This window comes from Sphingomonas sp. AC411 (assembly GCF_979253035.1).
Genome location: NZ_CEEDAQ010000001.1, coordinates 805,970 through 827,022, shown reverse-complemented (window position 1 = coordinate 827,022; position 21,053 = coordinate 805,970). Strand labels below are relative to the sequence as shown.

Below are 21,053 nucleotides of genomic sequence, written 5' to 3'. Positions count from 1 at the left end.
GGGGAGGTGGCTGGCACTTGCCAGACGGAGGGGGAGGTAAGGACAACCTCTGCTCCGTGTCCTCCCCCTCCGTCGCTTGCGCCACCTCCCCTGGCGGGGGAGGATTGGGAGTTACCCGAACATCCGCTTCATCGACCGCTCAAGCATCACGAACTGCCACAACGTCCGCCCGTGCTCGGCGCGACCCATCCGGTGCTCGTCGGCAATCCTGGCGATCGTCGCCATGTCGAACCACCCGGTCTCGCCGAGCGTACGCGATTTGGCGAGCGCGATCGCCTCCCCCGCCAGCGCTTCGCGGAACCACGCGCTGATCGGCGTCACGAAGCCCATCTTCTGGCGATAGAGGATCTCGCGCGGCAGATACGGCTCCATCGCCTTCTTCATCAGCCATTTGCCCTCGCCGTGCCGCAACCGCATGTTCGCGGGCAGCGTCGCGCAGAACTCGATCAGCCGGTGGTCGAGCAACGGTTCGCGCGCTTCGAGCCCGACCGCCATGCTGGTGCGATCGACCTTGGTCAGGATGTCGCCGGGCAACCAGTGCTTGATGTCGGCATATTGCGCGCGGTCGATCGCATCGCGCGCCGGCGCATTGGCCATCGCCGCGACATAGCGATCCTCGGCACGATACCCGCCGAGCGTGGCGCGGGCACCGGGGTGAAAGGTGTCCGCGCAGCTCGGGCGTGGTGACGCCGACCGACCGCGCATACGCCTCGCCCCCATCTTGCGCGAGCGCGAGCAGCGTCGATTTCGCGCGCAGCGGCCGCGGCGCCCAATCGGCCTTGGGATAAAAGCGGCCGAGCGTGCCGAACACGTCCGCGCGCAGATGCGCCGGGAGCAGCCCGCGGACACGCTCCTCGACGGACTGGAACTTGTAGCGACGATAGCCGGCGAGCGCCTCGTCCGCACCGTCGCCCGACAGCGCCACGGTGACGCTCTCGCGGGCCAGCGCGCAGACCTGATACGTCGCCAGCGCAGAGGCGTCGGCGAAAGGTTCGTCGAAGCTCGCGACCAGCGTGTCGATCAGCGAGACGTCGCCGGACTGGACCACGCGCTCGCGGTGATCGGTGGCGAAACGCCGCGCCACGGTGGTGGCGAAGCTGCGCTCGTCATGGCCCGCTTCGTCGAAGCCGATCGTGCAGGTACGCACCGCCTTGGGGCTTGCCTCGGCCATCAGCGCGACGACCGCCGAGCTGTCGACGCCGCCCGACAGGAACGCACCGAGCGGCACGTCGGCGACCATCCGCGAGCGCACGCCCGCGCGCATCCGGTCGACCAGTTCCTCGCCGAGCGCCTTGGCAGAGCCGGTCGCGCGATTGGAGAAATCGATGTCCCACCATTTGCGCGGTTGCGGCACCGGGCGCCCGCGCTCGACCAGCAGGAAATGCCCCGCCGCCAGCTTCTTCACGCCCGCGACGATGCAGGAATCGTCGGGGACATAGCCGAGCGCAAGGTAATCCTCGACCGCACTCAGATCGGGCACGCGCCGTAACTGCGGATGCGCGAGCAGGCCCTTCAGTTCGGAGGCGAAGGCGAGCGAGCCGTCGGCGAGTTCAACGTAGAAAAGCGGCTTCACCCCCATCCGGTCGCGCGCGAGGAATAGCGTGTGCGCGGCGGAATCGTGGATCCCGAACGCGAACATGCCGTTCAGCCGGTCGAGCATCGACGGCCCCCAGGCGCGCCACGCGTGGAGCAGGACTTCGGTATCGCCCGCCGTACGGAAGATCGCGCCCTTGGCGATCAACTCGTCACGCAGTTCGGCAAAATTATAGACCTCGCCATTATAGGTGATCGTCAGCGAGCCGTCCGACATCGGCTGCGGCGAGCCTTCGAGGTCGATGATCGACAGCCGACGATGGCCGAGCCCCACGCCCGGCGCGGTCCAGATGCCGTCGCCGTCGGGCCCGCGATGCGCCAGCGCGGCGATCATCGCGTGGACGCGGTTGGGATCGACCGGCTTGGGCGTACCCGGGTGGAAGATCCCGGCGATGCCGCACATCTAGCGCATCCCCGCGGCGCGATCGGCAACTGTAGCGATCGGCCCCAATGCGGCGAGGAAGCGCGCGATCGGACGCGGATCGGCGCCCTCGACCGACAGGTGGACCGCCACCGCGCGTTGCGGACCGCCGAGCAGCCGCGCCTTCATCGTCTCGATCTTCACCAGCGTCTCGTCCTGCGTGGTCGTGTCGCCGATCCGGTACCACGTCGCGACGATCCGCTCTACGGGCCCCGGCGCGGTGATCCGCATCGCCGAACCGCCTGCCCCCGCCCTGTCCACGATATCGGGCAGATCGGCGACCCGGACCCAGCGATCCTCCTGCCGCAGGACGCCCGTGCCGAACGCGATCAGCTCCTTGCCCTCATGCTGGTTGCCGAACACCGCGATGCTCATGTCGACGGTCGCGCCCGATACGTCGGCATAGCGGCCGAACAGATAATGGTCCGCGCCCGGATGGTAGGGCGTCCAGGGCGCACGCGTGCTGACCGGAACGCGGTGCCAGCCGGGGATGTCGGGCAGGTCGATATGCGCGGGCAGCGGCTGCGCGCGACCGGCGATGGCGGCGCTCCAGCTCGGGAAGATCGCGACCGTCGCCAGGACGAGTGCGGTGGCGATCAGCAGCTCGGTGCGGTGTCGTGGCACCGCCTGAAGCGCTGCCGGATCGAACGCGGGATCGTCGGGGCCCGGTCGAACCAGCGCCAGCCGATCGCCAGCACCGCGGCCATGACGAGCGCGAAGAACACCCAGCCATAGACGATATGGTCGAACCCGGTGGCGGCTTCGATCGAGGTCAGGTCCGCCGCCCAGATCGTCCCGAACGCGCGGAACCCGTTGGCGATGACCGGCACGACCACCGAGACGGCCAGGAAGATCGCGCGGCGCCTCCACGACAGAAAGCAGAGATTGGCGACCAACACCCCGAACGCGACCATCGCGATGACGAATTTGGCGCCCGAACATGCTTCGGCAACCTCGAAATAATAGCGGCCGGCGTGGATCAGCACGCCGTCGACGACCGCGGGTACGCCGACCAGGTGCAGCAGCGGCATGACGATCGCGACCGTGATGGTCTGCAAGGGTGGTTCGAGGCCCTCGCCGAACGGCACGAGGAAGACCGCGTAGCAAAGCGGGAACAGCAGCCCGCGCGCGACATTGGGGCCGAGGATCGTGACTACCGCGCCCTGCAGCATCAGGACCAACCCGAGCTGGCGCGCGAAACCGACCGAGCCGGCGTCGCCCAACAGCCAGCCGAACCCACCGATCGCGACCAGCGCGAGGCCCGGCCACCAGCCGGTCGGGGTGAGTTGGGCGAGTTCCGCGCGGCGCTGCCAGATCAGCCACGCGACGACCGGACCGATGAACAGGCAATGCCCGAAGGTCGTGCTGTTCCACCAGATCTGCACGAGATCGCGTACGTCGCTGTGAAACACCAGCAGGATCAGGACGAACGCGACCGCCAGCGCGATGCCGTGTCGGCGCCACGCGGTCATGCGGTCAGGCCGAGCAGCGCGTCGAGCGGGGCGAGGCGCGCGTCCCAGCCGTAGCGGCGGATGACCTGCGCCCGGGCGGCGGCGCCGAGCGTGGCCGCGGCGTCCGGCGCGTCGAGCACCGCGATCACCTGATCGGCGAAGTCCTGCGCGGTGCCGGCGACGCGGATGGTGTCGGCGTGGTCGATCCCTTCGGCGGCGGCGGCGGAGGCCACGACGGGACGTGCCATCGCCATCGCCTCGAGCACCTTGTTCTGGATCCCGCGCGCGAGTTTCAGCGGCGCGACGCACACGTCCGCGGCGGCGAGCCAGCCACGGACGTCGTCGACCGCGCCGGTGACGGTGACATGGTCGCTGGCGAGCGCCTGCACCGCGGGCGTCGGTGCGCGGCCGACGATCGCGAAGCGCGCGGAGTGGCGTTGGCGGACCAGCGGGAGGATGTCGCGCGCGAACCAGGTTACCGCGTCGATGTTGGGGCGATAATCCATCTGGCCGGTGAAGACGATGAGCGCTCCTTCGCCCTTCCCTGGAAGGGAGGGGTTGGGGGTGGGTCGGCCGGCTTGGGTCACAACCGCTTGCGCCTGCGGAAACCGACCCACCTCGGCTCCTCCCTTTCAGGGAGGGGGAAGATAAGGGCCTAGTGGCAGCCGCAGGGTCGAACTTCGCGGAGTCTATCCCGTTCTCGACAGCCATCACGCGGCCGCGCGCGCCACCTTCCCGAAAAAGCGCAGCCTCGGCCTCGCTGACGAACAGACTCGCAGAAACCCGCGCCGCAATCCGCCGCTCGAAAGCTCCCAGCAACCGCGCTTCGCGGCGCATCATCCAGCGCATCGGGCCGCGGGCGTCTTCCGCAAACCCCGCGAACTTGGCGGAATCGACATCGACGAAATCCATCACGACCGGCGGCGCGTCGGCCGGCAGATACTGCGCCATCTGCCCCGAGAAACAATAGACGCCACCGACTTCCGGCAGGATACGATCGACCGCGGCCTGCATCGCCGGGCTGGCGAAGGCGGTCAGCGATACCGGCTTGCCGGTAGCCAGCGCTTCGATCGCAGCGCGCTTCTGCGACTTGCGACGCGGCAGGATCGAGCAGCTTGCCAGCATCTCCGTGAACACAGCAGGCGGATCGACGTCCGCTTCGTCGTCGGCAAACGCCACCAGATGGACCAGCGTACGCTTCGCCAGATATTGGAGGATATGAAAGCTGCGGATCTTGTCGCCACGATCGGGCGGAAAGGGCACGCGGTGCGCCAGGAAGAGCAAGCTCACCCCAGCCCTCGGGAAATCCACGGTCCTGCGGCGGTCGCGGCCCATAGCGGAAGGCGCTTCCACGTCTTCACCATGAGCGCGTATTTGGGGTTCAGGGGGTTGACCTCGCGCGCCGGCCCGTCGCTGCGCTTGGCGTACAAGCGTGGTTCGGGCGTGAACCCCCAGTTCTTCTTGAACGCCGCCGCGCCGGTGCCGGTCTTCGAGCGCCCGAAATCGAACCGCGTGCAGCCCCTCGCCCGCGCATGCGCCATCAGCGCGAAATACATCCGGTCGTTGGCGCGAAGCCCGCGCGCCGCGTCGGTTCCGCCGCCCCAATAGGGGTAGACGGTGCCGTCGAAGTACAGGCTCAGCACGCTGGCGACCGCCCTGCCCTTGTGCCGTACGGTGAGAACATCCGCGTCCATCACACTGGTAACGCTACGGAACAGCTTGGCCGGAAACACCGGCGTACCGAGGTTGCGGACCGACTCTGCATAGACCCGGTAATGCTCGGCGAGCAGCTTCCGGTCGTGACCGGTGACGATCTCGAGATCGAAACCGAGCGAACGGCGGACTTCGGCGCGCTGCTTGCGCGGGATCGCGAGAAGTTCGGCGTCGTCGTCTACGGCCAGATCGCGCGCGAAGCCGAGATAGCTGGTGTCGTCGCTCGCCCAACCCTTCGGTGCGGGGCCGCCACGCAGTTCGACCGACGGGCAGCCGGTCCGCAGCGCAAGGTTCCAGGCCCCCGCCGCCAGTGGCTCGATCGACGCCCCCAAAATGCCGCCATCGACGCCGAACCCGGTCGACACCAGCGCACGCCCGAACAGCGGCGAGCGCATCTCGGTCAGCGGCAGCACGCCGATGATGGCCCCGCCGGCATCGTCGGAAATCAGATAGCGCGCGCGCTGGCCGCAGCCGTCCTGCACGGCACGGCTCCATTCGGGCAAATGAAAGGGTGTGGCGCCTTCGGTGTTCGCAACGAACGCGGCGATCCGCGCGCACTCGGCCGGATCGCGAAGGTCCGCTTCGCGCACGCCGACGGGCATCGGCGCGGTCACGCCAGCCGGGCCGCTTCGCGCGCGACTACCGTATCGACGCGGCCCCATTCGTGGCAGGCGAGCAACCCGCGCAACTTGCCCGCCATCGCGCCGAGCCGTGCGTAATGACGGATCTTCGATCGCATCGGCGCCGCATCGACCCGCGGCTGCGCCGGATCGATCTCCCACGGATGGAAATAGAACATCGCCGGGCGATCCTCACGGTTGACCTGACGCACCGCGAAATCGGTGATCGCAGCCGGGAGCAGGCGGAAGAACCCGCCGCCGGTGGCGAGCTTGCGCTCTCCGAACTTGGCGACCGTCACCGGCACCTCGATCAGCGCGCTGTCGGCGAGTGGCTTGAACCCGTAGCGCGGCGCGTCGAGCCAGCCATAATGATCGTGCTTCACCGGCGCGACGCTGGAGGAATAGGTGTAGCCAGCCTCGGCGAGTTCGACATGCGCCCAGGGCGTCCGCTGGTCGATAGAGAAACTCGGCGCACGGTAGCCGGTGACCTTCGTCCCCGCCGCATCCTCGATCGCGGTTCGCGCACGGACGAGGTCGGCCCGAAAAACTTCCGGCGTCATCGTGAAGACGCGCTGGTGATCCCAGCCATGGCTCGCGATCTCGTGACCGGCCTCGACGATCCGCCGGATCAGCGCGGGATAGCGATGCGCGATCCAGCCGAGCGTGAAGAACGTCGCCTTCGTATCGCGCTCGGCGAACAGCGCGAGGACCGCATCGGTATTCGCCTCGACCCGCGGCTGAAGCGAGTCCCAGTCGGCTTTGTCGATGACCTTCTCGAACGCGCCGACCTGAAACCAGTCCTCAACATCGACCGACATGCCATTGAGAACAGGGCCATTGAGAACAGGGCCATTGAGAACAGGGCCATTGAGAACAGCCATTTCAGGCGGCATCATGCCAGGCGGAAACACCGCGGATCGGGGCGTATTCGGGCTTGGCGTCCTCGCTCTCGACCCAGTCGACCAGCAGCGTCAGCACGCGGCGAAGCGCCTCGTCCTGCAGCTCCACGCGAGCCTCCAGCGCGGCGATGCGCGCTTCGGTCGCCGGATCGGCCCGCGGCGTATCGGCGACCGGTACAGGCTGGGCGAGTGTCTCCACCGAAGCAGCGGCACCCTTCCCCGTATCCGTAGCAAGCGTCGGCAGGTCGCCCTCCAAGTCGCGCTGCACCGACCGCACGACGGCGGCGTCGATCACTCGCAGATCCTCGATCGCGGCATGGAGCATCACGCGCCCGGCGAGCAGGTTCAGGCGGCGCGGCACGCCCGCCGAGCCGGCATAGAAGGCCGCGAACGCATCGTCCGCGAAATCCGGGTTGCCGGTCCAGCCGACCACGGTCAGGCGGTGGGCGAGATAGTCGGAAACCTCATGCTCCTCCATCGGATCGAGATGGTGGATCGCGATCACGCGCTGGCGAAGCTGTTCGAGCCGGTCCAGGCCATGCAGGCGATCGCGGAATTCGGGTTGGCCGAGCAGGACGATCTGCAACAGCGCATGGCCCCCGCCTGGAAGTTCGACAGCATCCGCAGTTCTTCGAGCGCGGACACGGGTAGCGCTTGTGCCTCGTCGACGATCAGCAGCGTGCGCTTGCCGGTCCGCGCGACCGCGTGCAGCCCGCGCTCGATCGCGGTCAGCAGTTCGGCCTTGGTTAGTCCCGCCGGATCGATGTGCAATTCGGTCGCGACGATCCGCAACAAGTCGTCCGCCTCGATCGCGGTCGATACCAGCCGGATCGCGTTCAGCCGCTGATGGTCGATCGTGTCCATCAGGTGACCGACGAGCGTCGTCTTGCCCGCGCCGATATCGCCGGTGATGACGATGAAGCCCTCACCCTGCGCCAGGCCATAGCCGAGATACGCCATCGCCTTGCGGTGAGTGGCGGTCTCGAACCAGAATTTGGGATCCGGGGTGAGCTGGAAAGGCCGACCCGTCAGTCCGTAATGTTCGTCGTACATCTGCTCTCGCCTTCAGAACTGATATCGCGCACCGACCAGCGCCTGCGCCGACCAGTCGCTGTCGAGGTCACCGACCTTGAAGCTGTAAAGCCCGAGCGACGCGGTGGTGCCGAGCCGTCCGAAATTGCGGTAATAGGTTCCGGTCGCGCCATACGACCAGACGCCGTCGTCGCCCGATACGTCCGCCGCCGCGATGTTGGGCACGCCGGGATCGTAATAGTTGACGAACAGGTCCGCGTTAACGCCGGAGACCTGGGTCAGGGTCCGCGCGTAAAACAGCTGGCCATAATAGCTCTGGTCCTCGAGGCCGGTGACGACCAGCCCCGGCGCGACATTCGGCGAATACAGCTTGCGGTTGGCATAGCCCGCGCCTGCTCCCCAGGTCGATCGGCCGCGGGTGGCGACGATCACGCCGTCCACGCCGCGCGCGCGGTAGCTGGCGGTCGAGATCGACTGGAACACGTCGTTGAGGCAGGCGCCGGGTTGCGCGCCGCTGGAGCCGAACACGCAGCCGTTGAACTGCTGGCCAAAGCCTTGCTGGTTGCCGGTCAGGAAGCTGGTCGGCAGATTGCCGATGCCGGTGCGGAGCTGGCGGCCGAAGGTCTGGACGCCGTCATACACGTTGACCGCGAGGCCGACCGATCGGGAGGCCTGGTAGGTCGCCGTGCCGGTGTAGCTGAGCGAGCCATAGCGTTTGCCGACATGGGCCTCGACCGAGGTGCGGCGATTGGGCCGCCAGATCACGCCGGCATCGTAATAGAGCCCGTCGGTCCGGTAGGCGACGCGCCGCGGCGAGGCGTCGTTGGTGACGAACCGCCCATCGCGGTCGAGCACCGGCGTCCCCGTGGAGTCGACGACCGCGTCCTTCTGGCTCGTCTCGATCTTTTCGTACCCGATTCCCGCGGTCAGCGCGACATAGGGCGAAACCGGCTGGAGAATGTCGCCGCGGCCGTAATAGCCCTCGTAGCGCTGCTTGAGCTGGCTGGCGGTCTCGCGGTCATAGGCGCCGCTCAGCGTGACGCCGAACGGCGCGACGAGACCCGGCGCGACCGATGCGCGGGCGGTGGCGGTGTTGCCGATCGAGATCGTCGTAATAATCAAGCCGCCGCCCACCGATGCTGGTGTCGCCGAAGGTGGGCGTCTCGACCTTGGTATAGCCCAGGCGGTAGTTCGCATCGAAGACGACCGGGCCAGCGGTGGTGGTGAAGCTGGGCCCGGCATAAATCGCATAGACCTGGCTGACGTTGTTCACGTTGCCGACCAGCAGGCCGGGCGCGGCACCGCGGATGTCCGAGCGTGCACGCGTCGCGATGCCGGCGGCTTCGAGCGTCAGGTTGCGCGTCACGCGGGCGTCGACTCGCGCGAGGCCCGAATGCACGTCGTCGTCGCCGAGCCGGTCGCCCCAGCCGAACCGGCGTTCATACCGATAGCTGAGCTGACCGGCGACGCGCTGCGTCTGGATCGCGGCATCCACGCCCGCGGCAAGGCTGGTATAGGTCAGTACGTCACCGCCGTTGAGGTCGGCGGCAAGCGTCTGGCTGGCCTCGACATACGGGTTGATGGTGATGCGCCGCGCTCCCGGGGTCGCGGAGCCTCCCGTCGTCGCGTTTTCGGTCGGGATACCGCCCGTGGTCGCGCTCGGCGCCGTCTGCGCAACGACAGGGCTAGCGCCCGCCACGATGCCAGCCACGACGACCGTGGCCACGACGCCGGCCAGCACGCGTGCGCGCACCGTCGATCTGATCATCGGCCCGGTCATCAAGAGCTCTCCTGGCCGTAATAGCTGCCGAACCGCGCGCCGCCCTGGACGAACGAAACGGCATTCAGGACGAGCTGGATGTGCTCGCACCCGTCGAGGATGTTGACCGCGGCGCGCAGTTCGCTCTCGGGCGTGCGATCGGCCCGGACGACAAGCATCACCTGGCCGACGCGCATCGCCAGCACCGACGCGGCGGACGCAGCGAGCGCGGGTGGCGAATCGATGATGAGGATGCGGCGCGGATTGGCGGCGAGGAGCCGCGCGATCACCACCTTGGTCCGTGCGCTGGCGAGCAATTCGGTATCCATCGCGGTCTTGGTGCCGGCGGGGAGGATCGACAGATGCGGCACGTCGGTATGGATCACCATATCCTCGACGTCGATCCGCGAGATCACCCAGCGCGTCGAGCAGGCCGGGACCGTCGATCAGTCCCAGCTGCTTGACGATATCGGGCTTGGCGACGTCGGCATCGACCAGCAGCACTTCGGTATCGCGCTCGGCGGCGATCGAGAGCGCGAGGTTGATCGCGCAGAACGTCTTGCCGTCTTCGGGCCGGGCCGAGCAGACCAGGATCATCCGCGCCTTGTCGGGGCTGTCGCTCTCGGCGATGCGCGCGCTGGCGATCAGCAACTGGCGCTTGATCAGGCGGAATTCCTCCGCGAGCGGGCCGACCGGTGCGCCCGGCACGATCATCCCGTTGCCGGCGAGCATCCCGCGATCGATCCGCGCGGTGTCGTCCGAGTCCGCGGGGTAATAGACCTCGTCGGTGAACTCGTCGCCGACCGGCGCGCGCAGTTCCTCGGGGATCGCGAGGAAGGTCGCATCGGCAAAATCGTCTGTCGGCGCCGGGGCATAGTGGGTCGCGGATGGCGGCACGGCGACCGCGACGGGCTCGACCTCGACGGCGCGGGCCTCGGCGGCGGGAACTTCGCGAACGGGCGCATCGACGACCGGCGCAGCGGGCACCGCGATATTGCGCGCCTTCGCATGTGCGCTGAAATCATACACCTTGGCTGCGCGCTCGAGCAGCGAGGGTTCGCGATCAGGTTTCGTCACGGCCATACCCCCTTATGCCGCCAGCCCGCGCTGAAGGATCTCGACCCCCAGCAACAGGACATAGGCGACGCCCAGCGCGGCAGTGCCGCCCAGGAACAACTTGAACTTGCGACGGCGCTGGTTCGACTGCACGCGCGTCACGACTTCGCCGATCGATCCGATCACCGGCATTCCCGCCGCCTTTTCGAGCCGCGAACTGGTCGGAAACGTCGTCCGCAACCGCCCCATGGCGAACGCCGCACCGATCCCGCCCGCGAGTCCCGCAATCAGCACGCCCGTCAATAGCAGCATTCGGTTCGGCGCGCTCGGCGTACTCGGCATCGTCGGCGGATCGATCACGCTGAACTTGACGTTATCGCTCTGCGACTGCGCCTGGCCGACCAGTGCGGTCTGTTCGCGCTGCCGCAGCAGCGTGTCGTACTGATCCTTGAGCACCTGATAATCGCGGTCGATCGACCCTTGCTCGGCCGCGACCTCGGGATCCCCGGTCAGCTTGGAATTGAGCAGGTCGAGATCGCTCTGCAACTGGCTCCGCCGCATCCGCAGCGACGCGACGGTGGCGGTGCGATCCGCGACCATCGACTGGAGCGAGGCGTAAAGCGGGTTCTGCGCGCTGCCGGCACCGCTTCCACCGGACAGGGGCTCGCTGCGTGCGGCCGCCGTCGCTGCAGACAGCTGGCTCTTCAGCGCGACCACATCGGGATGGTTCTCGGTATAGCCGCGCGCGCGGGCATCGGCGAGCTGGCCCTGGATCGCCTGGAGGCGTGCGCGCGCCGGTCCCGCGGCGCCCGCGACGCCACCCGCCCCCGCCACGGTAGCGGGCGTTCCCGCCATCTGCCCCTGCACCGCGGCAAGGCTCGACTGCGCGGCGGCGAGATCGCCATCGACCTGCGCCAACTGCGAGCGCGCCGCGCCGATCCGGTCGCTGACCGATCCGGTCCCCGGGAGCGCGCCGAGATACCGGTTCTGGAAGTCCGCCCGCTTGGCCTCGGCGTCGGCGAGCTGCTTCTGCCGCGCCGCGAGCTGTTGGTCGAGGAAGGTCAGGCTCTGCGTCGTCTTGGAGCGATCGCCCGCCAGATTCTGCTCGACGAACAGGTCGATCAGCTTCTGCGTGATCTGCCGCGCGAGCTTCGGGCTCGCCGCGCTCGTCGTGATCTGGAACAGGTTATCCTGCTGCGACACGATCTTGATGTTCGGCGCGAGCGCGGCGACACGGTCGGCGACGTCGCGGTCGCTCGACACGGTGTTGGCGAGATCGGTGCCGCGCACCACCTTTTCGAGGTTCACCGCGGAAATCAGCGTCGTACGGATCGTATCGACGGTCATCGGCACGCTCTGCGGCACGCCGTCCATTCCGGCGGGCAGCACCGTCTGCATCTGCACGAACACGCGCGCGGTCGATTCGTAGCGGCTCGGGATCTGCGACACGACCAGCCAGCCGAGCACGCACACGCCCCACGCCACCGCCAGCGCCAGCCAGCGCCGCGTCCAGATCGTGTGCAGCGCGATGCGCACCTCGTCGAAGATCCCGTTCATCGCGGCGTCCCTCAGAACATCGATTCGGGGATGATGATCACGTCGCCCGGCTCGAGCCGGACGTTCGCCGACGAATCGCCCTTCTTGAGCAGGTTGCCGATCTGCAGGCCATATTCGGTCTGCTTGCCGGTGGCGCGGTCGTAGCGCACCAGACGCGCCTTGTTGCCCGCGGCATATTGGCTGAGACCGCCGACCGCGATCATCGCGTCGAGCAGGGTCATGTTGGCGCGGTAGGGGATCGAGGCGGGCTTTTCGGTCGCGCCGACGATGCGCACCTGCTGGCTATAGGTGCCGCTGAAATTCTCGACGATCACCGAGACGATCGGGTCCTTGATATAGGCCGTGAGCGCCTTCTTGATGTCGTCGCTGAGCATTGCCGGGGTCTTGCCGACCGCAGGCATGTCGTTGATCAACGGCGTGGTGATCCGGCCATCGGGACGCACCTGGACCTTCGACGACAGCTCGGGATTGCGCCAGACGAAGATGTTGAGCTGATCGAGCGGCCCGATGACGTATTCCTCGCCCGGCAGCTCCTGATTCGCGACATAGGCGGCAGGCGGCAGTTCGGGACGGCTGCCGGTGCTCGTGCACGCGGATAGCGTCGCCCCGACGAGGCCGAGGGTCAGCAGGGATTTCGATACGGGTCCGGAACGCATGGGCACTTATTCTCCTGGCGCCACACCAGCCGTCGGTTGCCCGGCGGTCGGCTAAACTCAGCCTCGGCTATGCGAGGAACAGGTGAAGATAGCGTTAGGAGCGCCCTGTAACCACGCTCCCGACCGGCAATGGCCCCAGATTGGGACATATGAGTGGCAGGCTATGGAGCAGTAACGATCTCGATCGCCGCTGGATGCCCGAGAAAAGCACTCGGGCTGGCGCTCGCGCCATAGGCGCCGGCCATGAAGATCGCGATCAGGTCGCCGACCTCGACCGGCGGCAGCGCGATCTTGTCGCCGAGCCGGTCGAGCGGAGTGCAGAGCGGACCGACCACCGAGACGGTGTCCACAGTGTCCCGGCCCATGCGCGCGGCGACCGCGATCGGATAGTTGCGGCGCACGACGGTGCCGAAATTGCCGCTCGCGGCGAGCTGGTGGTTGAGACCGCCGTCGACGATGACGAAGGTCTCGCCCTGGCTTTGTTTGATGTCGATGACACGCGTCAGATAGACGCCGGCCTCGGCGACGAGCCAGCGACCGAGTTCGATCGCGAACCGTGTTTCGGCCAGGATCGGCGGACGGGACGCGAGCGCTTCCGCCAGCGCGGTGCCGACACGCTCGATATCCAGCGCCACGTCGCCAGCGAAATAGGGCACGCCGAAGCCACCGCCCAGATTGACGAGCGGGGCGCTGCACCGTCCTCCTCCGCCAATCGCGCGGCGAGCGCGATGGTGGCGGCCTGCGTCTCGATGATCGCGCCGGGATCGAGCGCCTGGCTGCCGGCGTAGATATGAAAGCCGCGCCAGTCGGCGCCGGCAGCGACGATCGCCTTCACCAGCGCCGCGGCGCGCACCGCATCCACCCCGAATGGCGATGCCCGCCCGCCCATCCGCATGCCCGAGCCGCGGAGCTCGATATCGGGGTTCACGCGTACCGCCATGCGCGGAGTGTGCCCGAGGCGGTCGCCGATCGCGAACGCCCGCGCCGCTTCGCCTTCGGATTCGACGTTGAGCGTGGCGCCGGCGGAAATCGCTGCGGAGAGTTCGTCGTCACGCTTGCCGGGCCCGGCGAAACTGATCGAAGCCGCTGGCTTGACCGCGAGCGCCTTGCCGAGCTCGCCTGACGAGGCGACGTCGAGCCCGTCGACCAGCGGCGCGATCGCGGTCAGAATGTCGGCATGCGGATTGGCCTTGATCGCATAATGAAGATCGATCGCGGGCATCGCTGCTTTGAAGCGTGCGATGCGCGCGGCGACGATCGCCATGTCGTAGACGAACAGCGGTGTGTCGCCGGCGTGCGCGACCCAATCGTCAGCCGTTCGGCCTGCGATAACCAATGCGTCCGTCTGCGCAGCAAACTCCGGAGGAAGAGCACCCATCGGTTTCATGACGCGCTCCCCTCCATGTTCCCCCGCGAAGGCGGGGCCCAGACTGGACCCCCGCCTTCGCGGGGGAACAAGCTTTCACCTCCAACGCGATAGCAGACCTGTCCAGCTTCCCATTGGCATTACGCGGCAATTCATCCCGCCACAGATACTCACCCGGCTGCATGAAGCTCGGCAGTGCCGTCCGCAACCGCGCCCGCAATCCCGCCTCCGCGCCAGTATCCCCGGCCAGCATCACCACGATCCCCTGCCCCAGCCGCTCGTCCGGCACGCCAACCGCGACCGCCTCGCGCGCCTCGCCCCCGCCAGTACGGCCTCCTCGATCTCCAACGGACTGATCCGGTTCCCCGCGCTCTTGATCATCTCGTCGTCGCGCCCGACGAATCGCAAAAGCCCGTCCTCGCCCTCGACCACGGTATCACCCGACCACACCGCCATGCCGTTGCCATCGGGCGCCGGCCGAAACCGCTGCGCCGTCCGCTCCGCATCCTGCCAATAGCCTTGCGCGACGAGCGGCCCGGCATGCACCAGCTCCCCCTCGCCCGGCGCAGCGCGCGTGCCGTCGGCCTTCACCACCGAAACCTCGGCAAACGGGATAGCCCGCCCCATCGCATCGGGATGCGCATCGATCAGCGCGGGATCGAGATAGGTCGATCTGAACGCCTCGGTCAGCCCATACATCGCGTACACATCCGCCGCCGGAAACCGCTCCCGAAGCCCACGCACCAGCCGCGGCGTCAGCGCCCCCCGAGTTGGTCAGCCGCCTCAACCGCCCAGCAGTCTCCGCCGGCCAGTCCGCCTCCAGCAGTTGCACCCACAAGGGCGGCACGCCCGCCAGCGTCGTCGCCCCGACCCGCTCGACCGCCTTCACCACGTCGCGCGCGACCAGATAATCGAGCGGCGCCACCGACGCACCCGCCGCCCAGGTCGAGAACAGCTGGTTCTGGCCATAGTCGAACGACAGCGGCAGCACGCCAAGCACGCGGTCTTCAGGTTCCAGCTTCAAATAATGCGCAACCGAGATCGCCCCCAGCCACAAATTCGCATGGCTGAGCATCACGCCCTTCGGCCGCCCAGTGGACCCCGAGGTGTAGAGGATCGCCGCAAGACTGTCGGGATCGGCATCGGACGGTCGGATAATGCATTGCTCGCGGTTCCCCGGCGAAGGCCGGGGCCCAGTTGGGAGAACCACCGTGACAGGACGTTGCGCGACACCATCGGGATCCTCCCAACTGGACCCCGGCCTTCGCCGGGAGCCGGGAAGATCAACTTCGTCGACGATCGAACACCCGCTCGGCACATCCCCAGCGTCCAGCGTCCCAGCCCGCACACCCTGCGTCACCAGCAACCGCGCCCCGCTATCCCCAAGAATATGCGCAACCTGCGCCCGTCTCAGCAGCGGATTGACCGGCACATGCACCAGCCCCGCCCGCGCCACCGCCAATGGCATCAGGCACGCGGTGCGCGTCTTGGGCAACCACGTCGCCACCCGATCACCCGCCGACAGCCCCCGGCCGGAAAGCCATTCCGCCAGCGCCCCGACCCCGGCCTCAAGCTCGGCAAACGTCATCGCGCCAGCCTTGTCGACCAGCGCAACGGCATCCGGCGCACCACGCAACGCGATGTGGTCGATAGGGTATGGCTTGGGGTCGAGCGCGATCATCGGGCTCTAATAGCGCCAAGCCCCCTTAGCGCGAACCCGTTGCCGAATTCACCCCCACACGCTAGCGGGGCCCGGTTCGTAACGGTTCAGGCGATGCTCGTGATCTTCGAAGGTACTTCCCAAGTCGAAACGACGGTACGCGCCGTCCTTGCCGACATCCTCGGCCTCAGCGCCGATCGAGTCGCGACGTTCACCGCCGATACGCCGCTGTTCGGTGCGCTGCCCGAGCTCGATTCGATGGCGGTGGCCAGCGTGCTCACCGAACTCGAGGACCGGCTCGGCATCCTGATCGAGGACGACGAGATCGACGGCGAGATGCTCGAGACATTCGGCGCGCTCGTCCAGTTCGCCGCGGGCAAGGCGCTGGTCTAACCCTGATCGGGGGCTAGCCTTCGCCGGAATGACCGGCCTCCGCTTCGATACATATGACTGGAATGGTGGCCGCGAAGCGATGCTGCGGTTCGGGCCCGAGAGCGGCCCGATCGTCATCGCCGCCCTCCCCTGTTCGAGGAAGCGAACCGGACCCGGCAGTTCACCTGCACGATCCTGCGCGCGCTGGCGGATCACGGCATCGGCAGCATACTCCCCGACGTACCCGGTGCCGGCGAAAGTCTCGTCGCGACCTTCGATGCCAAGCTGTCCGACCAGCGCCGAGCCTATCGCGAACTAACTCAGCAACTTGGCGCCCATAGCTACGCGCTTTCGACAAGAAGCGGCGCGCTACTCGATACCGACGCCGACTTCACCGGCCGCTGGCACCTCGCTCCACAAACGGGCGCAGACCTCGTCCGCGACCTCGAACGCATGCGCGCCGCCGCGGGTAAGTCCGACCGGGGAGACGAGTATGCCGGCAACCGCCTGTCCCCGAGATGCTCGCCGAACTGCGAGATGCCGTTCCGCGCGAGGACGGCCGGTACCGGGTCGTACGCCTGGATACCGATCCCCGAGCCGCCGACGCGACCTATGCCGGAGCGCCGCTATGGCGCCGGTCGGAACCCGGCAACGATATCGGGTTAGCACAACAGCTTGCAGCCGATATCGCACACTGGATAGCATCATGCGAAGGCTGATCGGGTTCGCATGCGAAGGCGAAACGCTTGCCGCCACGCTGGACGAGGCACCCGGCACGACCGGACTTCTCATCGTCTCCGGCGGCAACGAAATCCGCAGCGGCGCGCACCGCGGGATGGCGATGCTCGCCCAACGCCTGGCGGCCACCGGCACGCCCGTCTTCCGCTACGACCGCCGCGGCGTTGGAGACTCGACAGGCGACAATGGCGGCTTCCTGACCGCAGAGCCCGACCTGATCGCAGCGGTTGCTGCGTTCCGGCACGCAGCCCGCATGTCACCCGCCTGATCGGCTTCGGCAATTGCGACGCAGCCAGCACGCTGGCGCTATTCGGACGGTCGGCCGGCTTCGACAAGGTCGTCCTCGCCAACCCCTGGGTCATCGAACCGATCGATGACCTCCCCGCCGCCGCCATCCGACATCATTACCGCACAGCGTTGCGAGACCCCGCGACATTGCGCCGAGCGCTGTCTGGAAATTTGAATATCACGAGCCTTATCAAGGGCTTGTCGAGGATCGTTCAGACTGATCAGGAAAGCCGAAACCCGCTAGCCAGCCGGGTCCTGACCGCGATCGCAGCTTGGCAAACCGACGCCGCCGTCATCCTGGCCCGCGGCGACGCGACTGCCATCGCCTTCGCAGCGGCAGCCGGCGCCGCCGTCCCGTTAGAGACGATCGACACCGATTCCCACAGCTTCACCGGCCCGGCCGGCGCCGCGCTGGAGACCGCACTTAGGCGTAACCTGGCCTAATCTTCTTTCCCGATAACGCCGGTTATTCAGCGGCTTCGGCAAGCTCCGCAAACTCGGCCGCGGCCAGGAAGCGCTCGGCATCCAGCGCCGCCATGCAGCCCGTGCCGGCCGCGGTCACTGCCTGACGATACACCTTGTCCGCCACGTCCCCGCACGCGAACACGCCCTCGACGCTGGTGCGGGTCGAGCCGGTCTCGACCGAGATATACCCATCCGGATCGAGATCGATATGCCCGCGGAACAGCTCGGTCGCCGGATGGTGGCCGATCGCCACGAACCCGCCATCGACCGCCAGCCGCGAGCGCTCGCCGGTGACCGTGTCCTCCAGCTCCAGTGCGACCAGCCCCGCATTGCCGCCGCCGTCGACGAACTCGCGAACTTCCTTGTTCCACAGCACCGTCACGCCCTTGTGCGCGAACAGGCGCTCCTGGAGGATCTTCTCCGACCGCAGCAGATCGCGGCGGTGGATCAGCGTCACGTCGGGCGAATGGTTGGTAAGGTACAGCGCCTCCTCGACCGCGGTATTGCCGCCGCCGATCACGGCCACCTTCTTGCCGCGATAGAAGAAGCCGTCGCAGGTCGCGCAGGCGCTGACGCCCTTGCCCTTCATCGGCTCCTCGCTGTCGATCCCGAGCCACTTTGCCTGCGCGCCCGTCGCGATCACCAGCGTGTCGCCCTCATACACGTCGCCGCTGTCGCCGATCAGGCGGAACGGACGGCTGGTCAGGTCGACCTGGACGATGGTGTCCCACATCATCCGCGTGCCGACATGCTCGGCCTGCGCCTGCATCTGCTCCATCAGCCACGGCCCCTGGATCACGTCCTTGAAGCCGGGATAGTTCTCGACATCAGTGGTCGTGGTCAGCTGGCCGCCGGGCTGGATGCCCTGCACGACGATCGGCGCCATCCCGGCACGCGCGCCATAGATCGCAGCCGAGAGCCCGGCAGGCCCCGAGCCGAGGATAAGCATGCGGGTGGTATGGGTCGTCATCATTGTTCCTTGGAGATTCGTAATCGCATCTAGGGGATGCGCGCCCGGATTGAACCGCCGGTAAATCTGTGCCGCCTGCATCGAAAGCTTTGCCGCTTCGTTGGGGTATAAAAGCGGAGATGAGCATGAGCGACGACCGGACCGTAGAGATCGAGGACTACACGGCACCAGCAGGCGGCTGGGGCTCAATGAAGTCGCTCGTCGAGATTTCCGCCCGCGAGAAGGTCGGGCCGGAGGTCATCCGCGAACTCGCGCGGCAGAACAAGCCCGACGGGTTTGCCTGCGTCAGCTGCGCGTGGGGCAAGCCCGCACATCCGCATGTCGCCGAGTTCTGCGAGAACGGGGCGAAGGCTACCGCATGGGAACTGACCTCGTTCCGCGTCACCCCCGCATTCTTCGAGCAGCACACGGTCAGCGAACTGCTGGGCTGGAAGGATTACGATCTCGAACAGGCCGGGCGCCTGACGCATCCGCTGAAATACGATCCGACCACCGACAAATACACCGCGTGCAGCTGGGACGAGGCGTTCGCGGGCATCGGTGCCAAGCTGAAGACCTACGACCCGACCAAGGTCATCTTCTATGCCTCGGGTCGCGCCAGTCTCGAAACGTCATACATGTATAGCCTGCTCGCGCGGATGTACGGCAGCCACAACCTGCCCGACAGCTCGAACATGTGCCACGAGACGACCTCGGTCGGGCTAAAGTCCGCGATCGGCTCGGCGGTCGGCACCATCCATCTCTCCGACTACGAGAAATGCGACGCGATCTTCTACTTCGGGCAGAATCCGGGCGTGAACAGCCCGCGGTTCCTGCACCCCTTGCGCGATTGTGCGAAGCGCGGTGTCGAGATCGTCGTGTTCAATCCGCTTAAGGAGCGCGGGCTGGAGAAATTCCAGGATCCGCAGAACCCGATCGAGATGGTGACGGGCAAGTCGACGCCGATCGCCTCGCAATATCATCAGGTCAAGACCGGCGGCGACGTCGGCGCGATCATGGGCATTTGCAAATACCTGATTGAGGCCGACGACCACGCCCAGCGGATCGACGGCCTGCGCGTGCTGGATCATGCGTTCCTCGCCGAGCACACGACCGGCTTCGATGCGTTCGCCGACGTCGCGCGCAAGACCGAATGGTCGGTGATCGAGCATGAGAGCGGCCTCACTCGCGCCGAGATCGAGGCGGCCGCCAAGGTCTACGCCAAGTCAAAGGCGGTCATCGCGGTGTACGGCATGGGCCTGACCCAGCATGTCGGCGGGATCGACAACGTCCACATGGTCGTCAACCTGATGCTGCTCCGCGGCAACATCGGCAAGCCCGGCGCCGGCATGGGCCCGGTCCGCGGTCACTCGAACGTGCAAGGCCAACGTACCGTCGGCATCACCGAAAAGCCCGAACTCGCCCCGCTCGACAAGCTTGCCGAGCAATATGGCTTCGAGCCCCCGCGCGAGAAGGGCTGGGACACGGTCGAGGCGTGCGAAGCGGTCCTCGACGGCAGTGCACAGGCCTTCATCGGCCTCGGCGGCAACTTCGTCCGCGCGATCCCGGATCATGCGCGGATGGAGCCGAAATGGCGCGGCCTCGACTTGACGGTCCATATCGCGACCAAGCTCAACCGCTCGCACCTGTTGCCCGGTAGGACCTCGTACCTGCTCCCCTGTCTCGGCCGGATCGAGACGGATATGCAGGGGACCGGGCCGCAGAGCGTATCGATCGAGGATTCGTTCAGCCAGATCTATGGTTCGAAGGGCAAGGCCACGCCGGCGGCCGAAACGCTGCTGTCCGAGCCGGCGATCGTCGCGGGGATCGCCAAGGCGACGCTGGCGCCCAATCCGAAGCTCGACTGGGATGCGTGGGTGCGCGATTATGCGCGCGTTCGCGATGCGATCGAAGTGACGTATCCGGAGCTGTTCAAAGACTTTAACGCGAAGATGTTCACGCCCGGCGGCTTCTGGAAGGGCGTGCCCGCAGCGCACCGCGAGTGGAAGACCGAGAGCGGCAAGGCGGAGATCAACGTGCCGCAATCCCTCAACGTCACCGGGTTCGAGGAGGCGGAGGGCCGCTTCCGCCTGATGACACTACGATCGAACGATCAGTTCAACACGACCGTCTACGGCTATCACGACCGCTTCCGCGGTGTGAAGGGTACGCGCGACATCGTGTTCATGAACCGCAGCGACATGATCCGGATGGGGATCACCGACGGCGACGACGTCGACCTGGTCGGCGATGCGGGCGGCAATTCGGATCGCCGCCTCAACAAGCTGCGCGTGGTCGAATACTCGATCCCCGAGGGCTGCGTGGGGGCCTATTATCCCGAGAGCAACCTGCTCATGCCGGTCGCGCACCACGCCCGCGAAAGCCATGTTCCGGCGGCGAAATCGGTCCCGGTACGTATCGAGAAGACGCGCTGACCGATACGAATATCCTCGGCGTC

14 protein-coding genes and 5 pseudogenes are annotated in these 21,053 nt (G+C 67.1%); 4 read left to right on the top strand and 15 right to left on the bottom strand.

Annotated elements, in window-relative coordinates; genetic code table 11:
• Positions 1-111 precede the first annotated feature (111 nt).
• The 14 genes and pseudogenes from AC0IX7_RS04335 to AC0IX7_RS04270 all read right to left on the bottom strand — a co-directional run.
• Positions 112-705, bottom strand: a complete 594-nt coding sequence (locus AC0IX7_RS04335) for an asparagine synthase-related protein (RefSeq protein ID WP_471813732.1) — start codon at positions 703-705, stop codon at positions 112-114.
• Positions 706-883: 178 nt separating this feature from the next.
• Positions 884-1,996 (bottom strand): annotated as a pseudogene (asnB, locus tag AC0IX7_RS04330) (asparagine synthase (glutamine-hydrolyzing)); the annotation flags it as partial.
• Complete coding sequence (locus AC0IX7_RS04325) at positions 1,997-2,638, bottom strand: exosortase C-terminal domain/associated protein EpsI (RefSeq protein ID WP_471810667.1); 642 nt, start codon at positions 2,636-2,638, stop codon at positions 1,997-1,999.
• On the bottom strand, positions 2,611-3,486 hold the full coding sequence (xrtA, locus tag AC0IX7_RS04320) for an exosortase A (RefSeq protein ID WP_471810666.1): 876 nt from the start codon (positions 3,484-3,486) through the stop codon (positions 2,611-2,613). The genes AC0IX7_RS04325 and xrtA overlap by 28 nt, the downstream gene beginning before the upstream one ends.
• 5 nt (positions 3,487-3,491) lie before the next feature.
• Positions 3,492-4,800, bottom strand: a pseudogene (locus AC0IX7_RS04315) (glycosyltransferase); the annotation flags it as partial.
• Positions 4,752-5,792 (bottom strand): FemAB family XrtA/PEP-CTERM system-associated protein, encoded by a 1,041-nt coding sequence (locus AC0IX7_RS04310; RefSeq protein WP_471810665.1) that lies wholly within the window; start codon positions 5,790-5,792, stop codon positions 4,752-4,754. The gene AC0IX7_RS04310 and the pseudogene AC0IX7_RS04315, both read right to left, overlap by 49 nt.
• Positions 5,789-6,616: an XrtA system polysaccharide deacetylase gene (locus AC0IX7_RS04305; RefSeq protein WP_471810664.1), complete on the bottom strand. Its 828-nt coding sequence runs from the start codon at positions 6,614-6,616 to the stop codon at positions 5,789-5,791. The genes AC0IX7_RS04310 and AC0IX7_RS04305 overlap by 4 nt, the downstream gene beginning before the upstream one ends.
• Positions 6,617-6,680: 64 nt before the next feature.
• A pseudogene (locus AC0IX7_RS04300) lies at positions 6,681-7,750 on the bottom strand (ExeA family protein).
• Positions 7,751-7,762: 12 nt separating this feature from the next.
• On the bottom strand, positions 7,763-8,851 hold the full coding sequence (locus tag AC0IX7_RS04295) for a hypothetical protein (RefSeq protein ID WP_471810663.1): 1,089 nt from the start codon (positions 8,849-8,851) through the stop codon (positions 7,763-7,765).
• On the bottom strand, positions 8,748-10,565 hold the full coding sequence (locus AC0IX7_RS04290) for a P-loop NTPase family protein (RefSeq protein ID WP_471810662.1): 1,818 nt from the start codon (positions 10,563-10,565) through the stop codon (positions 8,748-8,750). Before AC0IX7_RS04290 ends, AC0IX7_RS04295 begins: the two co-directional genes overlap by 104 nt.
• A 12-nt stretch (positions 10,566-10,577) precedes the next feature.
• On the bottom strand, positions 10,578-12,101 hold the full coding sequence (locus tag AC0IX7_RS04285) for an XrtA system polysaccharide chain length determinant (RefSeq protein ID WP_471810661.1): 1,524 nt from the start codon (positions 12,099-12,101) through the stop codon (positions 10,578-10,580).
• 11 nt (positions 12,102-12,112) lie between these two features.
• Positions 12,113-12,757, bottom strand: coding sequence for an XrtA/PEP-CTERM system exopolysaccharide export protein (locus AC0IX7_RS04280; protein ID WP_187504240.1), 645 nt, complete (start codon positions 12,755-12,757; stop codon positions 12,113-12,115).
• Positions 12,758-12,918: 161 nt separating this feature from the next.
• A pseudogene (locus tag AC0IX7_RS04275) lies at positions 12,919-14,144 on the bottom strand (pyridoxal-dependent decarboxylase, exosortase A system-associated).
• A 76-nt stretch (positions 14,145-14,220) separates the two neighbouring features.
• Positions 14,221-15,804 (bottom strand): annotated as a pseudogene (locus AC0IX7_RS04270) (acyl-CoA ligase (AMP-forming), exosortase A system-associated); the annotation flags it as partial.
• Between the two features lie 93 nt (positions 15,805-15,897).
• Here AC0IX7_RS04270 and AC0IX7_RS04265 point away from each other — a divergent pair.
• The 3 genes from AC0IX7_RS04265 (at position 15,898) to AC0IX7_RS04255 (ending at position 17,625) form a co-directional block, all read left to right on the top strand.
• Complete coding sequence (locus tag AC0IX7_RS04265; RefSeq protein WP_132740135.1) at positions 15,898-16,176, top strand: acyl carrier protein; 279 nt, start codon at positions 15,898-15,900, stop codon at positions 16,174-16,176.
• Positions 16,177-16,861: 685 nt separating this feature from the next.
• The gene (locus AC0IX7_RS04260) at positions 16,862-17,161 is read left to right on the top strand and encodes a hypothetical protein (protein ID WP_471810660.1); all 300 of its coding nucleotides are present in this window, start codon (positions 16,862-16,864) and stop codon (positions 17,159-17,161) included.
• Positions 17,162-17,352: 191 nt separating this feature from the next.
• The gene (locus AC0IX7_RS04255) at positions 17,353-17,625 is read left to right on the top strand and encodes a hypothetical protein (RefSeq protein WP_471810659.1); all 273 of its coding nucleotides are present in this window, start codon (positions 17,353-17,355) and stop codon (positions 17,623-17,625) included.
• Positions 17,626-17,647: 22 nt separating this feature from the next.
• Here AC0IX7_RS04255 and trxB read toward each other — a convergent pair whose 3' ends face one another.
• On the bottom strand, positions 17,648-18,616 hold the full coding sequence (gene trxB / locus AC0IX7_RS04250; protein WP_471810658.1) for a thioredoxin-disulfide reductase: 969 nt from the start codon (positions 18,614-18,616) through the stop codon (positions 17,648-17,650).
• 125 nt (positions 18,617-18,741) lie between these two features.
• On the opposite strand from trxB, the gene AC0IX7_RS04245 reads away from it, so the two are divergent.
• Positions 18,742-21,030 (top strand): FdhF/YdeP family oxidoreductase, encoded by a 2,289-nt coding sequence (locus AC0IX7_RS04245; RefSeq protein ID WP_471810657.1) that lies wholly within the window; start codon positions 18,742-18,744, stop codon positions 21,028-21,030.
• The last annotated feature ends 23 nt before the right edge of the window (positions 21,031-21,053 follow it).